The 18871-nt window shown below is 49.2% G+C and carries 15 protein-coding genes; 6 read left to right on the top strand and 9 right to left on the bottom strand.

Annotated elements, in window-relative coordinates; translation table 11 throughout:
- Positions 1-118 precede the first annotated feature (118 nt).
- The 7 genes from IQ211_RS02995 to IQ211_RS03025 form a co-directional block, all read right to left on the bottom strand.
- A complete protein-coding gene (locus IQ211_RS02995) occupies positions 119-1486 on the bottom strand; it encodes an MFS transporter (protein WP_189758909.1) in 1368 nt (455 codons plus the stop codon).
- Between the two features lie 140 nt (positions 1487-1626).
- A complete protein-coding gene (gene cyoE / locus IQ211_RS03000) occupies positions 1627-2511 on the bottom strand; it encodes a heme o synthase (protein WP_189758910.1) in 885 nt (294 codons plus the stop codon).
- A gap of 12 nt (positions 2512-2523) precedes the next feature.
- Positions 2524-2856 carry a cytochrome o ubiquinol oxidase subunit IV gene (locus tag IQ211_RS03005; protein ID WP_189758911.1) on the bottom strand — a complete coding sequence of 111 codons (333 nt, stop codon included), beginning with the start codon at positions 2854-2856 and terminating at the stop codon, positions 2524-2526.
- Positions 2856-3467 (bottom strand): cytochrome o ubiquinol oxidase subunit III, encoded by a 612-nt coding sequence (locus IQ211_RS03010; RefSeq protein ID WP_189758912.1) that lies wholly within the window; start codon positions 3465-3467, stop codon positions 2856-2858. Before IQ211_RS03010 ends, IQ211_RS03005 begins: the two co-directional genes overlap by 1 nt.
- Complete coding sequence (gene cyoB, locus IQ211_RS03015; RefSeq protein ID WP_189758913.1) at positions 3467-5449, bottom strand: cytochrome o ubiquinol oxidase subunit I; 1983 nt, start codon at positions 5447-5449, stop codon at positions 3467-3469. The genes IQ211_RS03010 and cyoB overlap by 1 nt, the downstream gene beginning before the upstream one ends.
- Positions 5450-5453: 4 nt before the next feature.
- Positions 5454-6419: a cytochrome o ubiquinol oxidase subunit II gene (cyoA, locus tag IQ211_RS03020; RefSeq protein ID WP_189758914.1), complete on the bottom strand. Its 966-nt coding sequence runs from the start codon at positions 6417-6419 to the stop codon at positions 5454-5456.
- Positions 6420-6769: 350 nt separating this feature from the next.
- Positions 6770-7537, bottom strand: coding sequence for a nucleoside-specific channel-forming Tsx family protein (locus tag IQ211_RS03025; protein ID WP_189758915.1), 768 nt, complete (start codon positions 7535-7537; stop codon positions 6770-6772).
- 1549 nt (positions 7538-9086) lie between these two features.
- Here IQ211_RS03025 and IQ211_RS03030 point away from each other — a divergent pair.
- Genes IQ211_RS03030 through IQ211_RS03050 form a run of 5 tightly spaced genes read left to right on the top strand, consistent with a single transcriptional unit; the run spans position 9087 to position 17547 of the window.
- The gene (locus IQ211_RS03030; protein WP_282885651.1) at positions 9087-11003 is read left to right on the top strand and encodes a type VI secretion system Vgr family protein; all 1917 of its coding nucleotides are present in this window, start codon (positions 9087-9089) and stop codon (positions 11001-11003) included.
- A 14-nt stretch (positions 11004-11017) separates the two neighbouring features.
- Positions 11018-12235 (top strand): DUF2169 family type VI secretion system accessory protein, encoded by a 1218-nt coding sequence (locus IQ211_RS03035; RefSeq protein WP_189758916.1) that lies wholly within the window; start codon positions 11018-11020, stop codon positions 12233-12235.
- Complete coding sequence (locus IQ211_RS03040) at positions 12228-12584, top strand: DUF4150 domain-containing protein (RefSeq protein ID WP_189758917.1); 357 nt, start codon at positions 12228-12230, stop codon at positions 12582-12584. The genes IQ211_RS03035 and IQ211_RS03040 overlap by 8 nt, the downstream gene beginning before the upstream one ends.
- 11 nt (positions 12585-12595) lie before the next feature.
- A complete protein-coding gene (locus IQ211_RS03045) occupies positions 12596-17173 on the top strand; it encodes an RHS repeat-associated core domain-containing protein (protein WP_193836320.1) in 4578 nt (1525 codons plus the stop codon).
- 2 nt (positions 17174-17175) lie between these two features.
- Positions 17176-17547: a hypothetical protein gene (locus tag IQ211_RS03050; protein WP_189758919.1), complete on the top strand. Its 372-nt coding sequence runs from the start codon at positions 17176-17178 to the stop codon at positions 17545-17547.
- Positions 17548-17615: 68 nt separating this feature from the next.
- Here the strand turns inward: IQ211_RS03050 and IQ211_RS03055 are convergent, their stop codons facing one another.
- Together IQ211_RS03055 and IQ211_RS03060 are read right to left on the bottom strand one after the other, a co-directional pair.
- Complete coding sequence (locus IQ211_RS03055; protein WP_189758920.1) at positions 17616-17939, bottom strand: SymE family type I addiction module toxin; 324 nt, start codon at positions 17937-17939, stop codon at positions 17616-17618.
- An 84-nt stretch (positions 17940-18023) separates the two neighbouring features.
- Positions 18024-18434 carry a helix-turn-helix domain-containing protein gene (locus tag IQ211_RS03060; RefSeq protein ID WP_189758921.1) on the bottom strand — a complete coding sequence of 137 codons (411 nt, stop codon included), beginning with the start codon at positions 18432-18434 and terminating at the stop codon, positions 18024-18026.
- Between the two features lie 122 nt (positions 18435-18556).
- On the opposite strand from IQ211_RS03060, the gene IQ211_RS03065 reads away from it, so the two are divergent.
- Positions 18557-18871, top strand: a 315-nt coding sequence (locus IQ211_RS03065; RefSeq protein WP_228011583.1) for a CHC2 zinc finger domain-containing protein, incomplete at its 3' end; no start/stop codon positions are given.

Here is an 18871-nt window from a genome sequence, read left to right on the forward strand (position 1 = left end):
ATTTCTCCCCGCTTCGCGGGGAGAAATCACACGCATCTTGAAGTGAGATTGGTATAAGAGTGAATAATTAATCATAGTACGGTGTCTGGTAACACCGTACTTGTTATAAATACCCAGGCTATTTATGGGATAAGACAAGTTGTTCTAACTGCTTGCGATTGGTTAGCTTAGTGTCAACTTTGATATATGCACTGAGTTCTTCTGGTGCAATGACAACATCTTTTACACCCGCTTGCGCTAATATCTTTTTCTCCAAAATCTCAGCATTGCTTAGTTGTTCTGGCAAAATAAGCCTGATGCTGCTGACATAGGGAGGTTGCTGTAAGGTCAGGCTGATAATAAACCAGAGTGCGGTCAGCGCGATGCCTCCCATAAAGACGAGTGATGCGCCTTGCCATTCGTAAAGTATTCCCCCAAGGAAGCCGCCTAATGCAACGCCAAGGAATTGACTGGTCGAGTAAACGCCCATAGCAGTGCCTTTGTAACCCGCAGGTGCTTCTTTACTGATGAGTGAAGGCAAGATTGCTTCCATGATATTAAATGCAAGGAAGAAAATTTGAATGCCTGCAAAGATCCCCCAAAGATGCGATCCCTGAGACCATAAAACAGCTTCAGCGATGAATAGCATAGCTATACACAGCAAAAATACCTGTTTCATGCGACGTTTTGCTTCTGCGTAAATAATGAAAGGCAAAACGGCGACAAAAGAGATAAGTGTGGTAATTAAATACACTTTCCAATGTTGTTGTGGAGGAAAACCCACTTTTTCCATAATAAGGGGAAGGGCAACAAAGCTCGACATCAATAAGGTATGCAGGCAGAGAATACCAAAATTGAGTTTGATGAGTTGGGGATCGAAAAGCACACGTTTGAAGCTGCCGCGCGCGATACCTGATTCACGATTTAATAAATGCTTGTGTGTATTTGGTACAGCAAACAAGGTGATAAATATTCCGCAGCAAGCCAAGATTGCAATCGCTCCAAATAGGCCATTTAAACCAATTTGGTGGGTGATAATAGGACCGACGACAATTGCAAAAGCGAATGTGATGCCAAAGCTAATGCCGATAAATGCCATTGCTTTTGTTCGATTCTGCTCACGAGTCAGGTCTGAAAGTAATGCCATAATAGCGGCAGATATTGCTCCCATACCTTGCAAGGCTCGCCCGATAATAATACCCCAAATAGAGTCGCTTAAGGCGGCAATAACACTGCCTAATGCAAAAATGAGTAGTCCGCCGATGATTAAAGGTTTTCTGCCAATTTTGTCTGAAAGAAGCCCAAATGGGATCTGGAATATTGCCTGTGTTAAGCCGTAGATGCCAATGGCAATTCCGATAAGTGCTTCAGTCGCATCATGTAACGCTAAACCATAGGTCGTTAGAACTGGCAGAACCATGAACATGCCTAACATGCGCAGGGAGAAAACAGAACCTAAGCCCCATGTTGCCCGAAGTTCAAGCGGAGTCATTTTATTATCGTTCATGGATACCTCAAAAAATCTGGTATGACATTTCAATTAAGTGGGAGCAAACAAAAAAGAAGTGTTTGTAACCGAATAAGTTGTCATTGAATAGAGATAAAAGAAAGGAAAAAGATGGCAGGGTTTAGCCTGCCATCTAAATATTACCAGACGTAAGTCAGTAGGTTTTCTGGCGATGCAGTTGAATCTACAGACATCATGACGCTTAATGACATGATGGCAACGATAGAAAACAGAAATAACTTACGGGCCCAAATACGGTCATTAGAGGTTTTATAACCTGATAATGCCATACCCAACCACCAGAGGCTTACTGCAGCAGCGACGATAAGGTATTTATACCCCGCATAACCACTGATAGTCAGCATCAAAGTGGCAACCATAAAGGCCAGAATATACAGAGTGATGTGGTTTTTCGCGACGGAAATACCTTTAATCACAGGTAATACTGGGATGTTGGCCGCTTGATAATCTTTGAACCGAAAAATAGCAATGGCATAAGAGTGGGGCATTTGCCACAGGCTGAAGATCAGCAATAAGATCAACGCGCCTGTATCAAAATGCCCTGTTACTGCACAGTAACCAATCACGGGAGGTGCTGCGCCTGACAAGCTACCAACCAGCGTGCCATAAACAGATTTTCTTTTCATGTAGAGGCTATAAACCCCAACATAAACGATAAACCCGATGAGAGCTAACTGCATTGCTAAGACATTGGCTGCTATATAAAGCAGCACGATGCCAACAATACCTAACACTGAGGCGTAAATCAGGCTGATTTTCGGATCGATAAGCCCTTTCACAAGGACTCTTTCTTTCGTTCTTTCCATGATACGGTCAATATCGCGGTCGATATAGTTGTTGAATACACAACCTGATGCTACCACCAGCGATACCCCGACCATCGTTGCAAAGAACAAGGGGTAATCTATTACGCCCTTGGAAGCGAGTAGAAAACCACCAATCGCAGAAATTAGATTTCCGAAAATAATTCCTGGTTTGGTCACTTGCAGGTATTGCTTAATCATTCAAATCAACCCTTAATCAACCATCATATTGATGTTCAGGTTGTACATAATCCACAGGGAGCCAACAACAACGATAGCGATGACCAGTAATGTGAATATTAAGGCAACGAGGTTCCAACGCTCTTCAGATGATGTATTCATGTGCAGGAAGCAGATGAAATGAACAAAAATCTGAATAACAGCCATAGCGACTACTGTCACCAGAATTGTGCTGTGTGAGGCAGTGCCATCCATCACCATCCAGAATGGGATCACGGTCAGTATGACTGACAGAACAAAACCAATTAGATAGGTTTTGAAGCTACCGTGGCTTGCGCCGGAATGAGAAGTATTTGGATGACTCATTACATAGCTCCCATCAGATAAACGACAGTGAATACACAGATCCAGACAACGTCAAGGAAGTGCCAGAACAAGCTCAGGCAGTTCAGACGCATACGATTTACATCAGTCAGGCCGCGGCGTGAAACTTGAACCATCATGATAATGATCCAAAGAAGACCGACGGTTACGTGCAGACCGTGAGTAGCAACCAGTGCGAAGAAGGCAGACAGGAACGCGCTACGGTCAGGGCCAAAGCCTTCTGAGATCAGTTTATGGAATTCATAAACTTCCATTGAAACGAAACCAAGGCCAAACAGGAAGGTAATGAATAGCCACAAATTAACCTGACCCGTTTTACCTTTGTTCATGCCCAGCATGGCGAAACCATAGGTGATACTACTAAATAGCAGCAAGAAGGTTTCTACCAGTACAAATGGCAGTTCAAAAATATCTTTACCCGTTGGGCCACCCGCCGTGCCGTTAACTAACACGGCATAGGTAGCGAACAGACTTGCAAACAGGATCAAGTCACTCATCAGGTAGACCCAGAAACCAAATACCTTGTTGGCTCCTGTATCGTGGTGCCCATGAGCTTCATGGGCGGCTGTGTTGTTAAGGGTTTGAGTCGACATTATTTCACACCTGCCTTTCTCAGATCTTCATAACGCTGATTTTCAACTTTCTCGATTTCAGCTACAGGAACGTAATAATCAACGTCTTCGTCAAAGCTTTTCACGATGCAACTGATGATGATGCCAGCGAAGCTTGCAATAGCCATCCACCAGATATGCCAGATCAAAGCAAAGCCTAAGGTCAGACAGAAAGCACTGATGATCACACCTGCGCCGGTATTTTTAGGCATATGAATCTCTTCATATTTCGCCGGACGCTTATATTCAGTGCCTTTTTCTTTAACATCCCACCATGCGTCACGAGTCTGAATGTGTGGAACTTCCGCAAAGTTATAGAACGGAGGTGGAGATGAAATTGACCATTCCAGAGTACGGCCACCCCATGGATCACCGGTCAGATCACGGTTCTGTTCACGGTCACGGATACTGACGTAGAACTGGATAACCTGACACAGAATACCAAGAGCGATAAGCACAACACCACCTGCGGCAACCACCAGCAAAGGATGGAATTCAGGGTTGATATCCTGGCTCAGACGACGAGTCATGCCCATGAAACCCAACGCATACAGCGGCATGAAGGCAACGAAGAAACCTGTGATCCAGAACCAGAACGCACGGACACCCCATTTTTCATTCAGCGTGAAACCAAATGCTTTCGGGAACCAGTAAGTAGTACCAGCGAAACAGCCGAATACCACACCGCCGATGATAACGTTATGGAAGTGAGCGATCAGGAACAGACTGTTATGCAGAACGAAGTTTGCACCTGGTACGGCTAGCAGAACACCCGTCATACCACCAATGGAGAAGGTCACCAAGAAGCCAACTGTCCACAGCATTGGGGTTTTGAATTCAATACGACCACGGTACATAGTGAACAGCCAGTTGAAGATCTTAACCCCAGTTGGGATGGAGATAATCATCGTGGCGATACCAAAGAAGGCGTTGACGTTCGCGCCAGAACCCATGGTAAAGAAGTGGTGCAACCAGACAATGAACGACAGGATAGTAATAACGATTGTCGCCCATACCAATGAGGTATAACCAAACAGGCGTTTTTTCGAGAAGGTTGCAGTGACTTCGGAGAAAACACCGAAGACAGGTAGAACCAGAATGTAAACTTCAGGGTGGCCCCAAGCCCAGATCAGGTTGATGTACATCATCATGTTGCCGCCCATATCGTTGGTAAAGAAATGGGTGCCCAGATAGCGATCCAGGGTTAGCAACGCGATGGTTACTGTCAGGATTGGGAACGCAGCAATAATAAGGATGTTAGTGCACAGTGCAGTCCAAGTGAAGACTGGCATTTTCATCATGGACATACCTGGTGCACGCATACGCAGGATGGTCACAAAGAAGTTAACACCGGTCAGCAATGTACCGATACCAGAGAGCTGAAGACTCCATATCCAGTAGTCAACACCGACCCCTGGGTTGTACTCCAGACCGGAGAGAGGCGGATATGCCAACCAGCCGGTTTGTGCAAATTCACCTACACCCAGAGAGATATTGATTAGTGCGACACCAACAACAAATAACCAGAAACTCAAGGAGTTCAAGAATGGGAATGCAACGTCGCGTGCGCCGATTTGCAGAGGAACAACAACGTTCATCAGACCGACGACGAAAGGCGTTGCCATAAAGAAGATCATGATAACGCCGTGAGCGGTAAAGATCTGATCATAATGGTGTGGGGGCAGAAAACCGGCTTCACCAGCGGAAGCTAGGGCTTGCTGTCCACGCATCATGATGGCGTCAGCGAAACCACGGAGCATCATCACCATGGCAACGATGATGTACATGACACCAATTTTTTTATGGTCAACGCTGGTTAACCATTCACTCCAAAGCCATTTCCATTTACGGAAATAAGTCAAGGAACCAACAACTGCCAGTCCCCCAAGCAAGATCCCAAGTAATGTCACCACAATAATGGGTTCATGTAATGGGACCGCATCCAGTGTTAATTTTCCCCACATGCCTTTATTCCTCAACACCTGAATGAGCCGACTGACTCATATTCATATTATGACCCGCAGCTTCACCATGTTCTGTTTTGCCGTGAGCAGCCATACCATGCATACCACCATGGCCCATGTCACCCATGAATTTGGCGATAGTCTCTTGGAACAGTTTTGGTTTCACGCTTGAGAAGTATTCAACGGGATTGTTTTGGCTAGGTTTAGCCAACTCATTGAATGCTTGTACGGTATCCAGGGTTTTCGGTGAAGCTTTCACTTTCTGCACCCACTCTTCAAAACCTGCACGATCATCCGTCGCGGTTGCAGTGAATTTCATGCCTGAGAAGCCATGACCACTGTAACTTGCTGAGAATCCATCGTATTTTCCTGCTGAGTTAGCAATCAGGTGCAATTTTGTCTGCATACCCGCCATTGCATAAATCTGACCACCCAACTGTGGGATGAAGAAAGAGTTCATCACAGAGTCTGAGGTGATTTTGAAGTTAACTGGAACATCTTTCGGGAATACGATTTCGTTTACAGTTGCGATACCCTGTTCCGGATAGATGAACAGCCATTTCCAGTCAAGGGAAATAACTTCAATCGTCACCGGTTTTACATCACTGTCCAATGGCTTATAGGGATCGAGTGCATGTGTTGTTTTCCATGTAATCGTCGCCAAAGTGATGATAATCAGGATAGGCACAGTCCAAACGACAAGCTCAATTTTATTTGAGTGTGCCCAGTTTGGACGATAAGTTGCAGATTTATTGGCTTCCCGGTAACGTAAGGCAAAAATGACTGCCATTACAATAGCCGGTATAACAACGATCAGCATCAAACCAAACGCTGTCAGTATCAGCGTTTTTTGTTCGACGCCGATCGCCCCTTTGGGATTCATCAATACCATATCACAACCACTTAGCATTAAGGTGGCTGCGAGTAATGACGATAACCCAATAGTTTTTTTGTATTTCATAAGTCTCATTGAGCGACCCCAGATAACAAAAGCTTTATTGTCGTTTCATCAGTGCGGGCATTCTACGGTAAGGTTACCGGAGTGTAAACAATTGTAATAGAAGCAGGTTGGCTTGTGGGCTTTTTATGTTAGAGGGATCACATGTGATTCTAAATTTAACAAAACGTTAATTTCGGTTAGTTATTTTAACTAAAAAATCAAAATAGACAATTAATTTCAAATAACTGTTTATTTTACAAGAAAAATTCTTGATAAAAATCAAAGAAAAAACCCCAAAATAGGCTTTTTTATTGATGAGATAACTATTATTTATTGGTTTCAGTGAGTAGCATCAGGCTACTCACCGATTAAATTAATTATTAGAAGTTATATTTTACACTGTAAACAATACCATCCTGCAAGAAATCTTCTCCCAGTTTGTTATCCGCATAGCGGTACTGAACCCCAGTGGTAAAAGAAGGATGTGGAGTCCACCATAATGCAACCGCGCCATTAATGCCTTCACGTCCGCCGTTACCGTAGCGTTCATTGCGGTTCAATTCAATTTCATTCCAGTTTGTGACACTGAATTTTTGTTCCCAAAGGTTGAAATCGTATCCTGCAACCCAGCCTACGACATAACCGTTATTGCCTGAATAGAAAGTTTGGTCAACATAATGCAGTGCGACAAAAGGCTTGAACCACAGGCCAGCAATATTCGCATTATAGCCTAATCCATAAAGTGTATTAACTTCATGGAAGTTTCCACCGTTTGCTTTGCCTGGTAATGAATAGGTTCCATAAACATGACCATAAAGGTTGAAACCTGTATCACCCAGATAGAAACGGCCAGTTGTCTTGAAAGTATAACGTTGGTTGTCACCCGGTTGGGCTGTTTTACTGTTAAAAGGATTCTCTAAATCAGCGAAACCATAGAGTTCGCCCCAGCTAAATCCTGCTCCACCTTCCAATTCTAAATAAGCAAAATCATCCTTGTGTGAGGTTTGTCCGGTTTTATGAGTAGTATGTTTGCTCCAGTCAAGGTAGTTCATGCTGACATTGCCAAACCCCCACTGGTATTCCGCATTAGCTGAAGCAGAAACTAAGGCTGCGGCAACTGCGGTGAGTGTCAAAATACGTCTTTTCATAAATTCCCTTTATATGGCTTTAAGATGGTTAACGATATTCCGAATAGTTCGAAATAATATGTGGCAAATAATAATATTTATTAGTTCAAATATAAATAATTTCATTTTGAAAAAATGTTTTTTAGCACACAAAATTGCAGGTTTTTACTCTTCTTGTGAAGTTTGTCACTATAGCAAAATCAACATAACCTGTTCTGCTCAAGAAGAATCGGACATTTTTACGAAGGCCATTTCATATTCTATGGGGGAAATCATCTCTGTCGAGTAGGCATCAGCCGCCTGCGGGACGGTATGACCCTGTTCAACAACCAGATTGACGGCGTTTCTTAAAGCTATCGGTAAATTTTGGGGGCGATTCTCGTTTCATAAAGACAACTTTAAATAGCGTTTCAAAATGATAGGAGTATTCCTTACCCCGCGCGGAGCGCGGGGTAAGGAACGCCAGCATCTGATACTCTCAGTATTATGAAAACCTATGTAATTAAAGTCATTTTATTCCTTTATTAAAGTGCCTGAATTTATTAAAGCACAACAGAAACCGGCCTTTTGACATTCGGGATTGGGTTGCACTTCGCTGCTGAATTCGCCAAAAAATTTGATTTTCTCCAAGATAACCTTTTTGTGAATAAGTTCACAAAATAGAAATGATCATGGGTGTTATAAAGATCAAAACTATTTTTTTATTTGTAATTCATTCTGTTATAAAAAAAACCTCAATTTTGGCACAAAATCACTCAGTATGATGCACTCACCAGAGTGAATCTGACGAAAATTTATTTTCCAACGGCAATGTTTTTAACTTTTTACACTGTGATTGGACAACGCGCCTTTTTTCCTCCACTTGATTTTATTTGGTTTTTAATTTTCCACTCCTTATTATTTTCGGCAGATTTTTTATCACGAATGGAACAATTTATTCTGGCTTAACCGGACATTTTTGCCTTATTCAAAACAGGAAACCCTCTATTTTCAGTTTATTGTCAGACGAGAAAAATAGGTGCGCTGAATAAGCGTGCCTTGCCTGCCGAATATGACGATGTCCCTGTTAAGCCCCATTGCCATTTTATATTCCATCGGCATGACTTCAGGGAGACAGACAGTGTCAGAGAAAGAAAAAAAGCCCCTCACAATATTGCAGGAAGGAAAGACGCGATTAGAACAGGGACAGGAAGCAATAACCAAACAGGCTAAAACGCTGTTAGCGGATGCGAGCGGTAACGCCAGCGATCTCCTCCGTTCCGTAACAGGAATAACTGGCAAAGTTGGATTACCGGATGGGGCGAGCAAAGCTGCCGCTGTGCGCGATTCTGTGAGTGGAATTGCCAGCAAGGTCGGATTGACGGGCGGAACGGGCAAAGCACTTGGCGGTCTCAGTACCGGCAGCCTGATCAGTGGTGGGGGTTTTGCCGGCGGGGCCAGCAAAGCACTCGGTGGTTTCAGTACCGGCAGCCTGACCAGCGGCGGTGGTTTTGCCGGCGGGGCCAGTAAGGCACTTGGCGCGCCGGGGTTGGCCGCTAAAGCAGCTGCGGGTAATCTGGGGGCAGGAAAGATCCTGCAACAACTGGGCCAGAAACTGGGGCTGGGCGGTGGCGGGGCCGACCCTAGCGGCCTGCTGTTTACCCTGACTGCGGGCACCTTGCCGGCACAGACCTTTGTCGTCACCGACTTCAGCCTGACCGAACACTTTTCACACCCCTTTACCCTGGAAGTGGGGCTGGCCAGTGCTGACGCCGCCATTGATTTTCCACTGGTGCTGGATCGCACGGCAACACTCACTATCCTGCTCAATGGTGTTGAACAACGCAGCATCACCGGCATCGTCACCCGCTTTGAGCAGGGCAACACTGGCTTACACCAGACCACCTACCGGATGAGCATCCGCCCCGACCTGTGGCGCACTACCCTGCGGCAGAACTCGCGCATTTTCCAGCAACTCAATATTGCCGGCATTATTACCAAAATCCTCAAGGAGCACAGCATCCGCGACGTGGTATTCAACCTGCGCCACCCACACCCAGAGCGCGAATTCTGCGTGCAATATCAGGAAAGTGACTTCAATTTCCTGCAACGGCTGACCGCAGAAGAAGGTATTTTCTACTTCTTCGAATGCAGCAACGGGCGTAATACGCTGGTGTTCGCCGATGACTGCGGCTCGGTACAGCCGGGTATACGCTTGCCTTATCAACCCGGTGAAAGCAGTACGCTGGGGGAACCGGCGGTCAGCAGCCTGACCCATAGCGCACAGGTGCGCCCGGCTCAGGTGCAGCTTAAGGACTACACCTTCAAGAATCCCGCCTGGCCGGCAGAATTTCACCAAAAAATACGGGACGAAAACCTGCAACAGCTGTACTACGAACACTACGATTATCCGGGCCGCTTCAAAGACGAGGCGCACGGCAAGGCATTCACCCGCTACCGACTGGAGGCACTACGCAGCGACGCCGTGACCGGAGAAGGTCATGGCAATGCGATTGCCCTGCAACCCGGTAAATTGTTCATGCTCGATAACCATCCCCGGGAAGACCTGAACCAGTCATGGCAAACCATCTCCACCCGCCACAGCGGCAGCCAGCCGCAGGCACTGGAAACCGTCAGTTCAGGTTCTGGCACCACGCTAAACAGCCATTTCTACTTCATCCGCCAGAACCAGAACTGGCGCCCGGCACCGTTACCCAAACCGGTGATTGATGGCCCGCAAATTGCCAAAGTAGTCGGCCCGGCTGGGGAAGAAATCTTCTGTGACCAGTACGGCCGCGTGCGTCTGCAATTCCCGTGGGATCGTTACGGCAAGAGCGATGACCAAAGCTCCTGCTGGATACGTGTCAGCCAGCCGTGGGCCGGTCAGGGCTGGGGCATGCTGGCCATTCCGCGTATCGGCCAGGAAGTGGTGGTGGATTTTCTGCACGGCGATCCGGATCAGCCCATCATCACCGGCCGCACCTACCATGCCAGCAACCTCCCGCCGGGCGCACTGCCGGGCAGCAAAACCCAGATGGCCTTCCGCTCCAAAACCCACAAAGGCGAGGGTTACAATGAGCTGCTGTTTGAGGATGCGAAAGGCAGTGAACGGCTGGCATTGCACGCCCAGAAGGACATGTACACCAAGGTACTCAACAACCGCGATACCCATGTACTCGCCAACCACACCGAAACCGTGGAGAAAAACCAGGCCATTAAGGTCAATGAGAATAAAGAAGAAACTGTCACCCTTAACAGCGCAGAAATCGTGGGCGAGGTACGCAAACTCACCACCGGCAAGGATTACATTATCACGGTCGGGACGCACAAGCAGGTTAACGTCGGCAATACCCTTGCCATCACGGCCGGGGAGGTGATTGAGCTGCGCTGCGGCGCGAGTGTCCTGCGCATGGACAGTACCGGCAAAATCACGATACAGGGCAGTGAGTTCAAATTTGACGCCAGCGGCGCGGTACAAATCACCGGTAAAGATATCGATCTGAACTAAAAGGACACCCTGAGATGGAATTTCGTAACCTGACCCCGTTTGCGGTCATGAACTATTCGATGCTCGATGTAGAGGATGTGGAGCACCATGTGGTAGTAATGAAGACCGGCTACCAGTGGCAGCACACCGATCACGGACACTACACCGCTGAGCTGCTGCCGTCTCCGCCCCTGTGCCTGCAGGACGAGTATTTCGGCAGCCTGAACCGCTCGTCTGTGAAACAAGAAAGTGATTTAGCCCCGTTCAAGCCACATTGTGACATTATCCTCACCGGCACCGCCCATGCACCGAACAGTATCCCGTGCCCGGAATGGCCGGTCAGCCTGCGCCTGACGGATGCGCAAGGCCATGTGCTGCTCGACAAAACTCTGCTGGTGTGCGGCGAACGGGAATTTATCCGCCGGGATAACGGTGAGTGGCAACTGACTGCGCCCGCACCTTGCCGCCATCTCCCGCTCGATTACCGCTACGCCTTTGGCGGGGAGTGCAAAATTTCAGCCGATGAAACCGCTGCTCAGCACCTGCACGAAGCCGAACGGCTGACACCGGAGCAACGCCGCCAGCACCCGGACGGGGAGGCTAATGCCCCGCTGGCTCACGCTGTCTGTGAGCAAAATCCACTCGGGCGGGGCTTTATCACCCCGTGGTATGCCCGGGTCCACGCCATCACCCGCTGGCCGGCACCGCGCCTCACCCAGCCAAACGCTCCGTTCACAGCGGCACACTTTGCCGCCCTGCTCGCGGGCACTCTGCCGGCTGATGCTCCCTCTGCGCAGCCACAAGGCATGGGCTTTATCGGGCGACCATGGTTGCCCCGCCGCACCCTGGCGGGCACTTACGATGATGAATGGCTGGCACATCGCCATCCTTACCTGCCGAACGATTTTGATTTCGGCTACTGGAACGGAGCACCGGTGGATCAGCAGATTGACTGGCCCGCACCCGGCCTGACGATCCACCTGAGCGGCATACTGCCACAGCACGCGACCCTGCCATTACCCACGCACCGCCCTTTCCTGCTGCTGCGGATGCACAACGGCGTGTTACTGCCCGTGCCGATGCGCCTCGATACCCTGCTGATTGACAGCGATACGATGACCGTCCACCTGACCCATCGGCTGCACTTCGGCACTGACCTGCCGGTACGGGTAGCGGAAGCCCGCTTTGAAATGACCCCGGATGCGCCGTTACTGAAACTGGCGCCACGGGAAGAGGAAAAATTTGATGGCTGATAACTACATGGCCCGTACTGCGGGCACCTGGATGATTGTCGGCATGCTGCCGGATGTGTGCAAAACCCCGATGGGTGCTTCTACGCCGCCTATCCCCTACCCAGTCGTAGCGAAACTGGCCGACAGCTCAGCCCCGGAGAAAACCGTGCGCGCCAATGGCAACCCCGTGGTGGTGTTTGCCCACAGTTTTGTTCCCACCACCCTGGGTGACCAGCCCGGCGTGGCCAATGGCGTCAAAAGCGGCACCGTGGGCGGTAAGTGCCATCCACAGGAGCATACTAAAACGGTACGAGCCGGCAACAAACTGGTGTTGCGCCACGGGGATAAATTTTGGATGAACGGGGCATAAGGAAGGAAACTATGACAGAAAACAACGGAGCCAGTGCAGATACTCAGGCAGAAGAATCGACCAGCCCGAAAGCGCCTGATATCCCTATTGAACCGCTCAAACCAAACTCCCCGTTACCACAAAAGGTACGGGATGACAGCCCGACAGGGGAAGGCAATACCATCGGTAAAATTGTCGGTCAGGCACCACAGGCAGGCAATCCGCCGCATGAAGCTAATGCGGTAATACTACCGGAAACCAAAGAAGAAAAAGGGCTTTGGTCGCAGATAAGAGATTACTTTGACACGGGTATGATAAATTCTGTGAATGCCGATGCAGAAGAACGCGCCGCTATATTAGCTATGACCGGTCAGACAAAAGCCGCAGAAAACTTACAGGCTGTGACAGAGAACGCCCGGCAGAATGCTGATAAATTTCGTGCGACGGATATGGCTATTGGCGCAGCGAAACGTGTCAATAACATGGCTGTCGATGCCGCAGAAGCGGTAACAAAACTCCAGGGGAATGCCTCTGCACTGGAAGCACAGGCTCGTGCGGCTGAACTGGAAGCTCTGGGACAAAAACGCGCGACCGAAGGTTTACGTAACACGAGTGTTGCCATCGCCCAAAATACTCAAGAATTTAATCTGGATGCCAAACGAAAGCGTTTTGATAATCCGATGCAGGAAGGCGGAGCAATGGCAGTAGATACCGGTATGACGGTATCTTTAGCAGGCGAAATACCCAATATACTTAAAAGCATTAGCTCCTTTTTTACCCTCGGCAAAACGGCCGCTAAGGAGGTTGCCAAACAAGAAGTCAAAGGAGTCGCGAAAGCGAAAACTCAGGCAGCAGGAAAAACTAAAGATGGGAGCGGGGCTCGCATTAAGAGGGAGTCGAAAACAGACGCTAAAACTATCGATAAACCGGAAAACCACGCCCCGGATCAGGCCAAAAATACGTCCAGCGACAAACAAGGCAATAACCCGGAAAAAACCACGGGGGGCGGTGACCCGGTTGATATGGCCACCGGTGACTTCCTGCAGGTCTGGCCGGTCATGGCTATCCCCGGCTTGTTGCCCCTCACCCTGACCCGTACCTACCGCTCTACCGCCAATCCTCAGGGGCTATTCGGCCCCAAATGGGCCGATGACTGGTCGCGCCAACTGGTGCTGAGTGGTGGCAAGGTACTTTACACGGATGCCGCCGGCGTGGTCTACGACTACCCCACGCCGGACAACACCGTCTCGTCCCGAAACAAGCACCTGCCCCACTGCCTGCTGACCGGCGAACGGGACGGCGCACTGAGCCTGACCGACAACCAAACCCAGCTCACCCATCATTTCAACGCCATGACGGGCAATATCCGCCGTTTGTCTGCCATAACAGATCGTCGTCAGAACACGATTCATTTTCATTACAACAAACAGGGTCATCTGGCGGAAATTGTGCGCAATGACGGCATCCGGCTGGTACTGGACTATCAGGACGGGCAACTGCAAGCGATTGATCTGATTGATGGTGACCACCAACAGCGCTGGGTCACCTGCGGCTATGATGCACACGGCTATCTGGCAGAGTGCAATGCCTTCCAGCACAACCACCTGTGGCATGAATACAACGCACAGGGCTGGATGACCCGCTGGCACGACACCGACCAGACCGACCTGTCGGTGACCTACGATGAGCGTGGACGCGTGCTCAGCACTACCTCGTCCAGTGGTTACTGGTGTGACCGTTTTCGCTATGAAGAGGGCACCCGCACCACCATCTATCTGGATGCGGAAGGCGGCGAAAGCCGGTTCATCTATAACCCGGACGGGCAGGTTATCCGGGAGATTGACCCGCTGGGACGCGTCACCCGCCGCCAGTGGCAAAACAGCCAGAAAATATGGGAAGAAGATCCCGCCGGCCATGTCACTACCTTTGCTTACAATCCCGACGGCGCCCTGACCGAAATCGTCCTGCCTACCGGCGACGCCTTTTACTATGGCTATGATGCCCGCGGCCAGTTGATTGAAAGCGTGCTGCCCGGGGGAGAGCGCTGGCGGTATCACTATGATGAGCAAGGTAACCTCACCGAGCTGACCAACCCGCTGGGGCACAAGGAGGCGTACCACTACGGCGCCCACGGTGAACTGCGCCGGCGCCTCCTCCCCGATGGCTGCGAGTGGCACTATACCTACGACAGGCAACTACGCCTGGCCAACATCATGGCCCCGGATGGTGAAAATACCGGGCTGGAGCTGGATACACTGGGGCGGCTGCGCGGCGTCACCGATGCCCTCAAACAGCAGACCCGCTACCGCTACAGCGCCGACCACGCAGGTCTCAATGGTAGCCTGACCGAAATCACCCTGCCCGATGGCACCGCGCAACAACTGGCCTATGACAGTGAACGGCGCGTGGCGGCCACCACTGACGGCGAAGGCCGTACCACACGTTATCAATACGGTGCGTTTGATTTGCTGACACAGGTGACCCGGCCTGATGGCACCACGCTGCGCTTTGGCTACGACCGCCTGACCCGCTTGAAGTCAGTCACGGGCTCCACCGGCGAAACTTACCATTATGAGCGGGATACCGCGGGGCAGATTATCCGCGAAACCGATTTTACCGGGCGTACCCTTGAATATCAGTACGATAAACTGGGGCGTCGTACCCAGGTACAATACCCCGATGGGCAGCAACTCCGCTGGCACTATTCCGCGGCGGGATTGCTGGTCAGACAGGAAAGCTGGCAGCCAGAAGAAAATCAGTGGGTACTGAAAGCCACCACCACGTACGAATACAACCAACGCCATCAGTTGGTGAAAGCCACCAATGCCGATGCCGTGGTGGAATATGAGTATGACAAGACCACGGGCCTGCCGATTTGTGAGCGTATCAACGGGCGGGAAATCACCCGCGAATGGGATAGTCTGACCGGGCGGCTGATCAGTGAAAACCTGGATGGCCACACCCTGCACTTTGGCTATCACCCGTTATCAGGCGCGCTGAATCATTTTCAGTTGAATCAGCATACCCCACTGATACTCCGGCATGATGCACTGGGGCGGGAAACGGTGCGCGAAAGTGCCAACGGCTTCATTCTTGCCAGCCGTTACACCGCAACGGGTTTACTGGCCCATCAGTCAGCCGGGCGGGACAGCGCCTTTTTCCAAGAGGCGCTGTCACAAAACGATCCGCATTTTCCTCCCCAGGCGACCGCTGTCAACCGGAGCTGGCAATATGACCGGGCGCATAATGTCCGGGTTATTGACGATAATTGGGGGCAAACCCGCTACCGTTATAATACCAACGACCAGATAGTACACACGCTGTTCGCGGGGTTGCGCCCCCATGAAGAGCAATTCAGTTACGATGCCAACGGCAACCTGCGCCAACATTTGCCTGTTGATGCGCAGGGCGCGATGGTACAGTTCACGCAGCGCCAGCAGGCCGGCCGGGTGGTGCAACGTGGGGATTCGCGTTATCACTATGATGATAACGGCAGACTGATCGAAAAAATCGCGCAGTATGACGGCTTCCGCCCCCAGGTCTGGCGTTACCGCTGGGATACCCAAAACCAGCTTACCCACTTAGAAACCCCGGATGGCTCACGCTGGCAGTATTGCTACGACCCTTTTGGTAGGCGAATTCGCAAAATCAAAGAACGCGATGGCAAACTGACCGCCGCTAATTTGCAACTGTGGCTGGCGGGCAAGCCGGATTTGCCGGATAATCCCAAGGCACTCGGCGGCTATGATTACCTGTGGAGCGGTGACCAGCTGATTGAGGAAGTGCCATTTCAGCGTGACGGCACCCGGCTGGAAGCGCGCCGCGTCCGTTGGTTATATGAACCGGGCAGCCTGACACCAGCGGCCCGTTTTGAGCGGGGCAAACTGCACTACGCCATCAGCGATCACCAGGGCACCGTGCGGGAACTGTTGGATGAACAAGGCGAACTGATCTGGGGCCAGCATCTGACCACTTGGGGCCACGCGGAAAAACGCGGCGGCGTGCCGTCCCATCACCCGGATTACCATGTTCAGTGTAATTTCCGGTTTATGGGGCAGTACGAGGATGAAGAAAGTGGGTTATACTATAACCGCTTTCGGTATTACTCGCCGGAGACGGGGCAGTATATATCGAGTGACCCCATTGGGCTGGCGGGCGGGTTTAATCCTTATGGGTATGTGAATAACCCCGTAGGTTCAGTTGATCCATTAGGATTAGCAGGAAAGGATTGCCCAGATATAAAACCAAATCCTTTTGATAATGCTAACTTCCCTGATCAACAAAGGTTAACTCAACATTTTGAAAAGCATGGTCATGAATTTAGAGCTACTTCTGAGGCTGAATACTTACAAATTGGCCGAGATGTAATGAAGAATGGCCACAAAATTGAATATTATTATAAGCCGTTAGATCAACATCGTATTGGGTATGTTATGTATATGAGAAATACTAAAAAAGGGGATACTCAAATGGCATTCGTTGGCGTTAATCCTCAAGGTCAAATAGCGACAATCCATACTAAGAGTGGCAAAGATATTTGGAAATTACTTAACGGTGATAAAAATAACAAAGTTATTAATTTAGTTCCAAGGGATATCAACGGCTTATAATCATGAAATATTATGCGAAAATTATTTCTTTGAATGAAAATATTGAAGAAGAAGTTACTTTATCATTTGGAGAGCATGAAATATGCTGTTTTATCAATGACTTTCCAAAATCTTTACAAGTTGGTGATGCTCACTTAGTTGAGCTTGGATTGATGTTTTTAGATGATGTAAAAATTGAACCATCCAAGGACAAAAATACGTCATTAAAACAGCAAGGAAATACATTCTCTTATGAAATGAATGGTTATTTGGTAGAAGACAAACTATTTTTATCTAATTTAGTATTTCAAGATGAATTATTGTATGAATATTCATATTTAGAAAATGAATATGTCAAAATTTATCCAGATAGAATTACTGTTTCTTTCCTTTAATTAGCTCTTTTTTCTCTTCAAAAGCCGAAAAGATCCCCATGATCTTCCGGCTTTCTTACTTTTAAGAATCAATCACTCCCTGCCCTTAGTGGCTTGTGTAGTTGCCAAACAGTTCCCGCATCTTCAGCTTGGTCTTGCTGGCGCTGGTACTGTTGCTTGATGGTGTGGGTGTCGTCGTTGTCAGGAATGAGCACCAGACAGCCGTCCAGTATCTTTACGGTCAGGGTGCAACCTTTATCAAACCCCGCCGCTTTAAGCCATTGGCCTTTAAGATGGATTGCAGGCGGTGCGGCTTCCTTGTCATTTTGCGGCACGTATCCCACGGTGTAATAACGTTCTGTTTTCATGACTTTATTTACCGCGCGGTTTTGCTTAGAATGCGCCTTAGCCATCATTCAACTCCTCAATAGTTGGTTGTGGTGAGCAACTTCGGCGTGTTGCAAGCGCGCCGGAGCTGCGTTAAAAATGCTTTCTCTTTAGCTGCCTTTCTCCTGCTCAACCGGACGCATCGCTGATTCAACCCGGCTCTTCATAATCACCGCATCAATCAGTTTAATCACTGTCTCTTGCTCTTCCGGCTGGCATTCTTCAAGGGCTTTAAGCCGCTCAATTAACCGCGTATTACTCAGCGGTAACTGCTCGTCAGACGAACCTAATAACAAATAATCAATCGATGTCGTAAATAACTCCGCCAGTTGTATCAGTTTATCCGCAGGCGGGATGTGCATCCCGGACTCGTACTTGTTGTACTGCGAAAGCTGTAACCCAATCAGGCCAGCGATTTCTTTCTGTGTCCGCCGCTGCTGGTTACGCAATGCTTTTAGCCGTTGACCAAATGCCCGGCGCTGTTCTTCAGTCTGCATAATCTCTTCTGTCATATCAGCCATAAAGTGCTCCGAGTATAAGGTGTGTTATTAAAACGACTTGCTTTACTATCGTATTACGATTATATAATATATCGCATAGCGAATCAAAATAAATCTTGACAGGTTTTTAAAGGAATATCGATATGGCTCGCATTCCCGAAGCAGAATTACAGCACCTGAAATCCGCCGTTCCCTTAGTGGCCATCATTGAGCAGCAGGGGCGGCAGTGGTTTAAGCGCGGCAAAGATATGACGGTACTGTGCCCATTCCATGAGGAAAAAACGCCCTCGATGGTCATTACGCCAGCGAAAAATCTCTATCACTGCTTTGGCTGCGATGCGGGCGGCTCGGTGCTGGACTGGGTCATGAAAACCGAAGGGTTAAGCCTGCGCCATGCCGTGGAACGCTTGCGGGCGGTGCTGGGGCATAATCCGGCAGTGGAGCCATTGATACAGCCG

This window comes from Xenorhabdus griffiniae, assembly GCF_015163655.1.
GTDB lineage: Bacteria > Pseudomonadota > Gammaproteobacteria > Enterobacterales > Enterobacteriaceae > Xenorhabdus > Xenorhabdus griffiniae.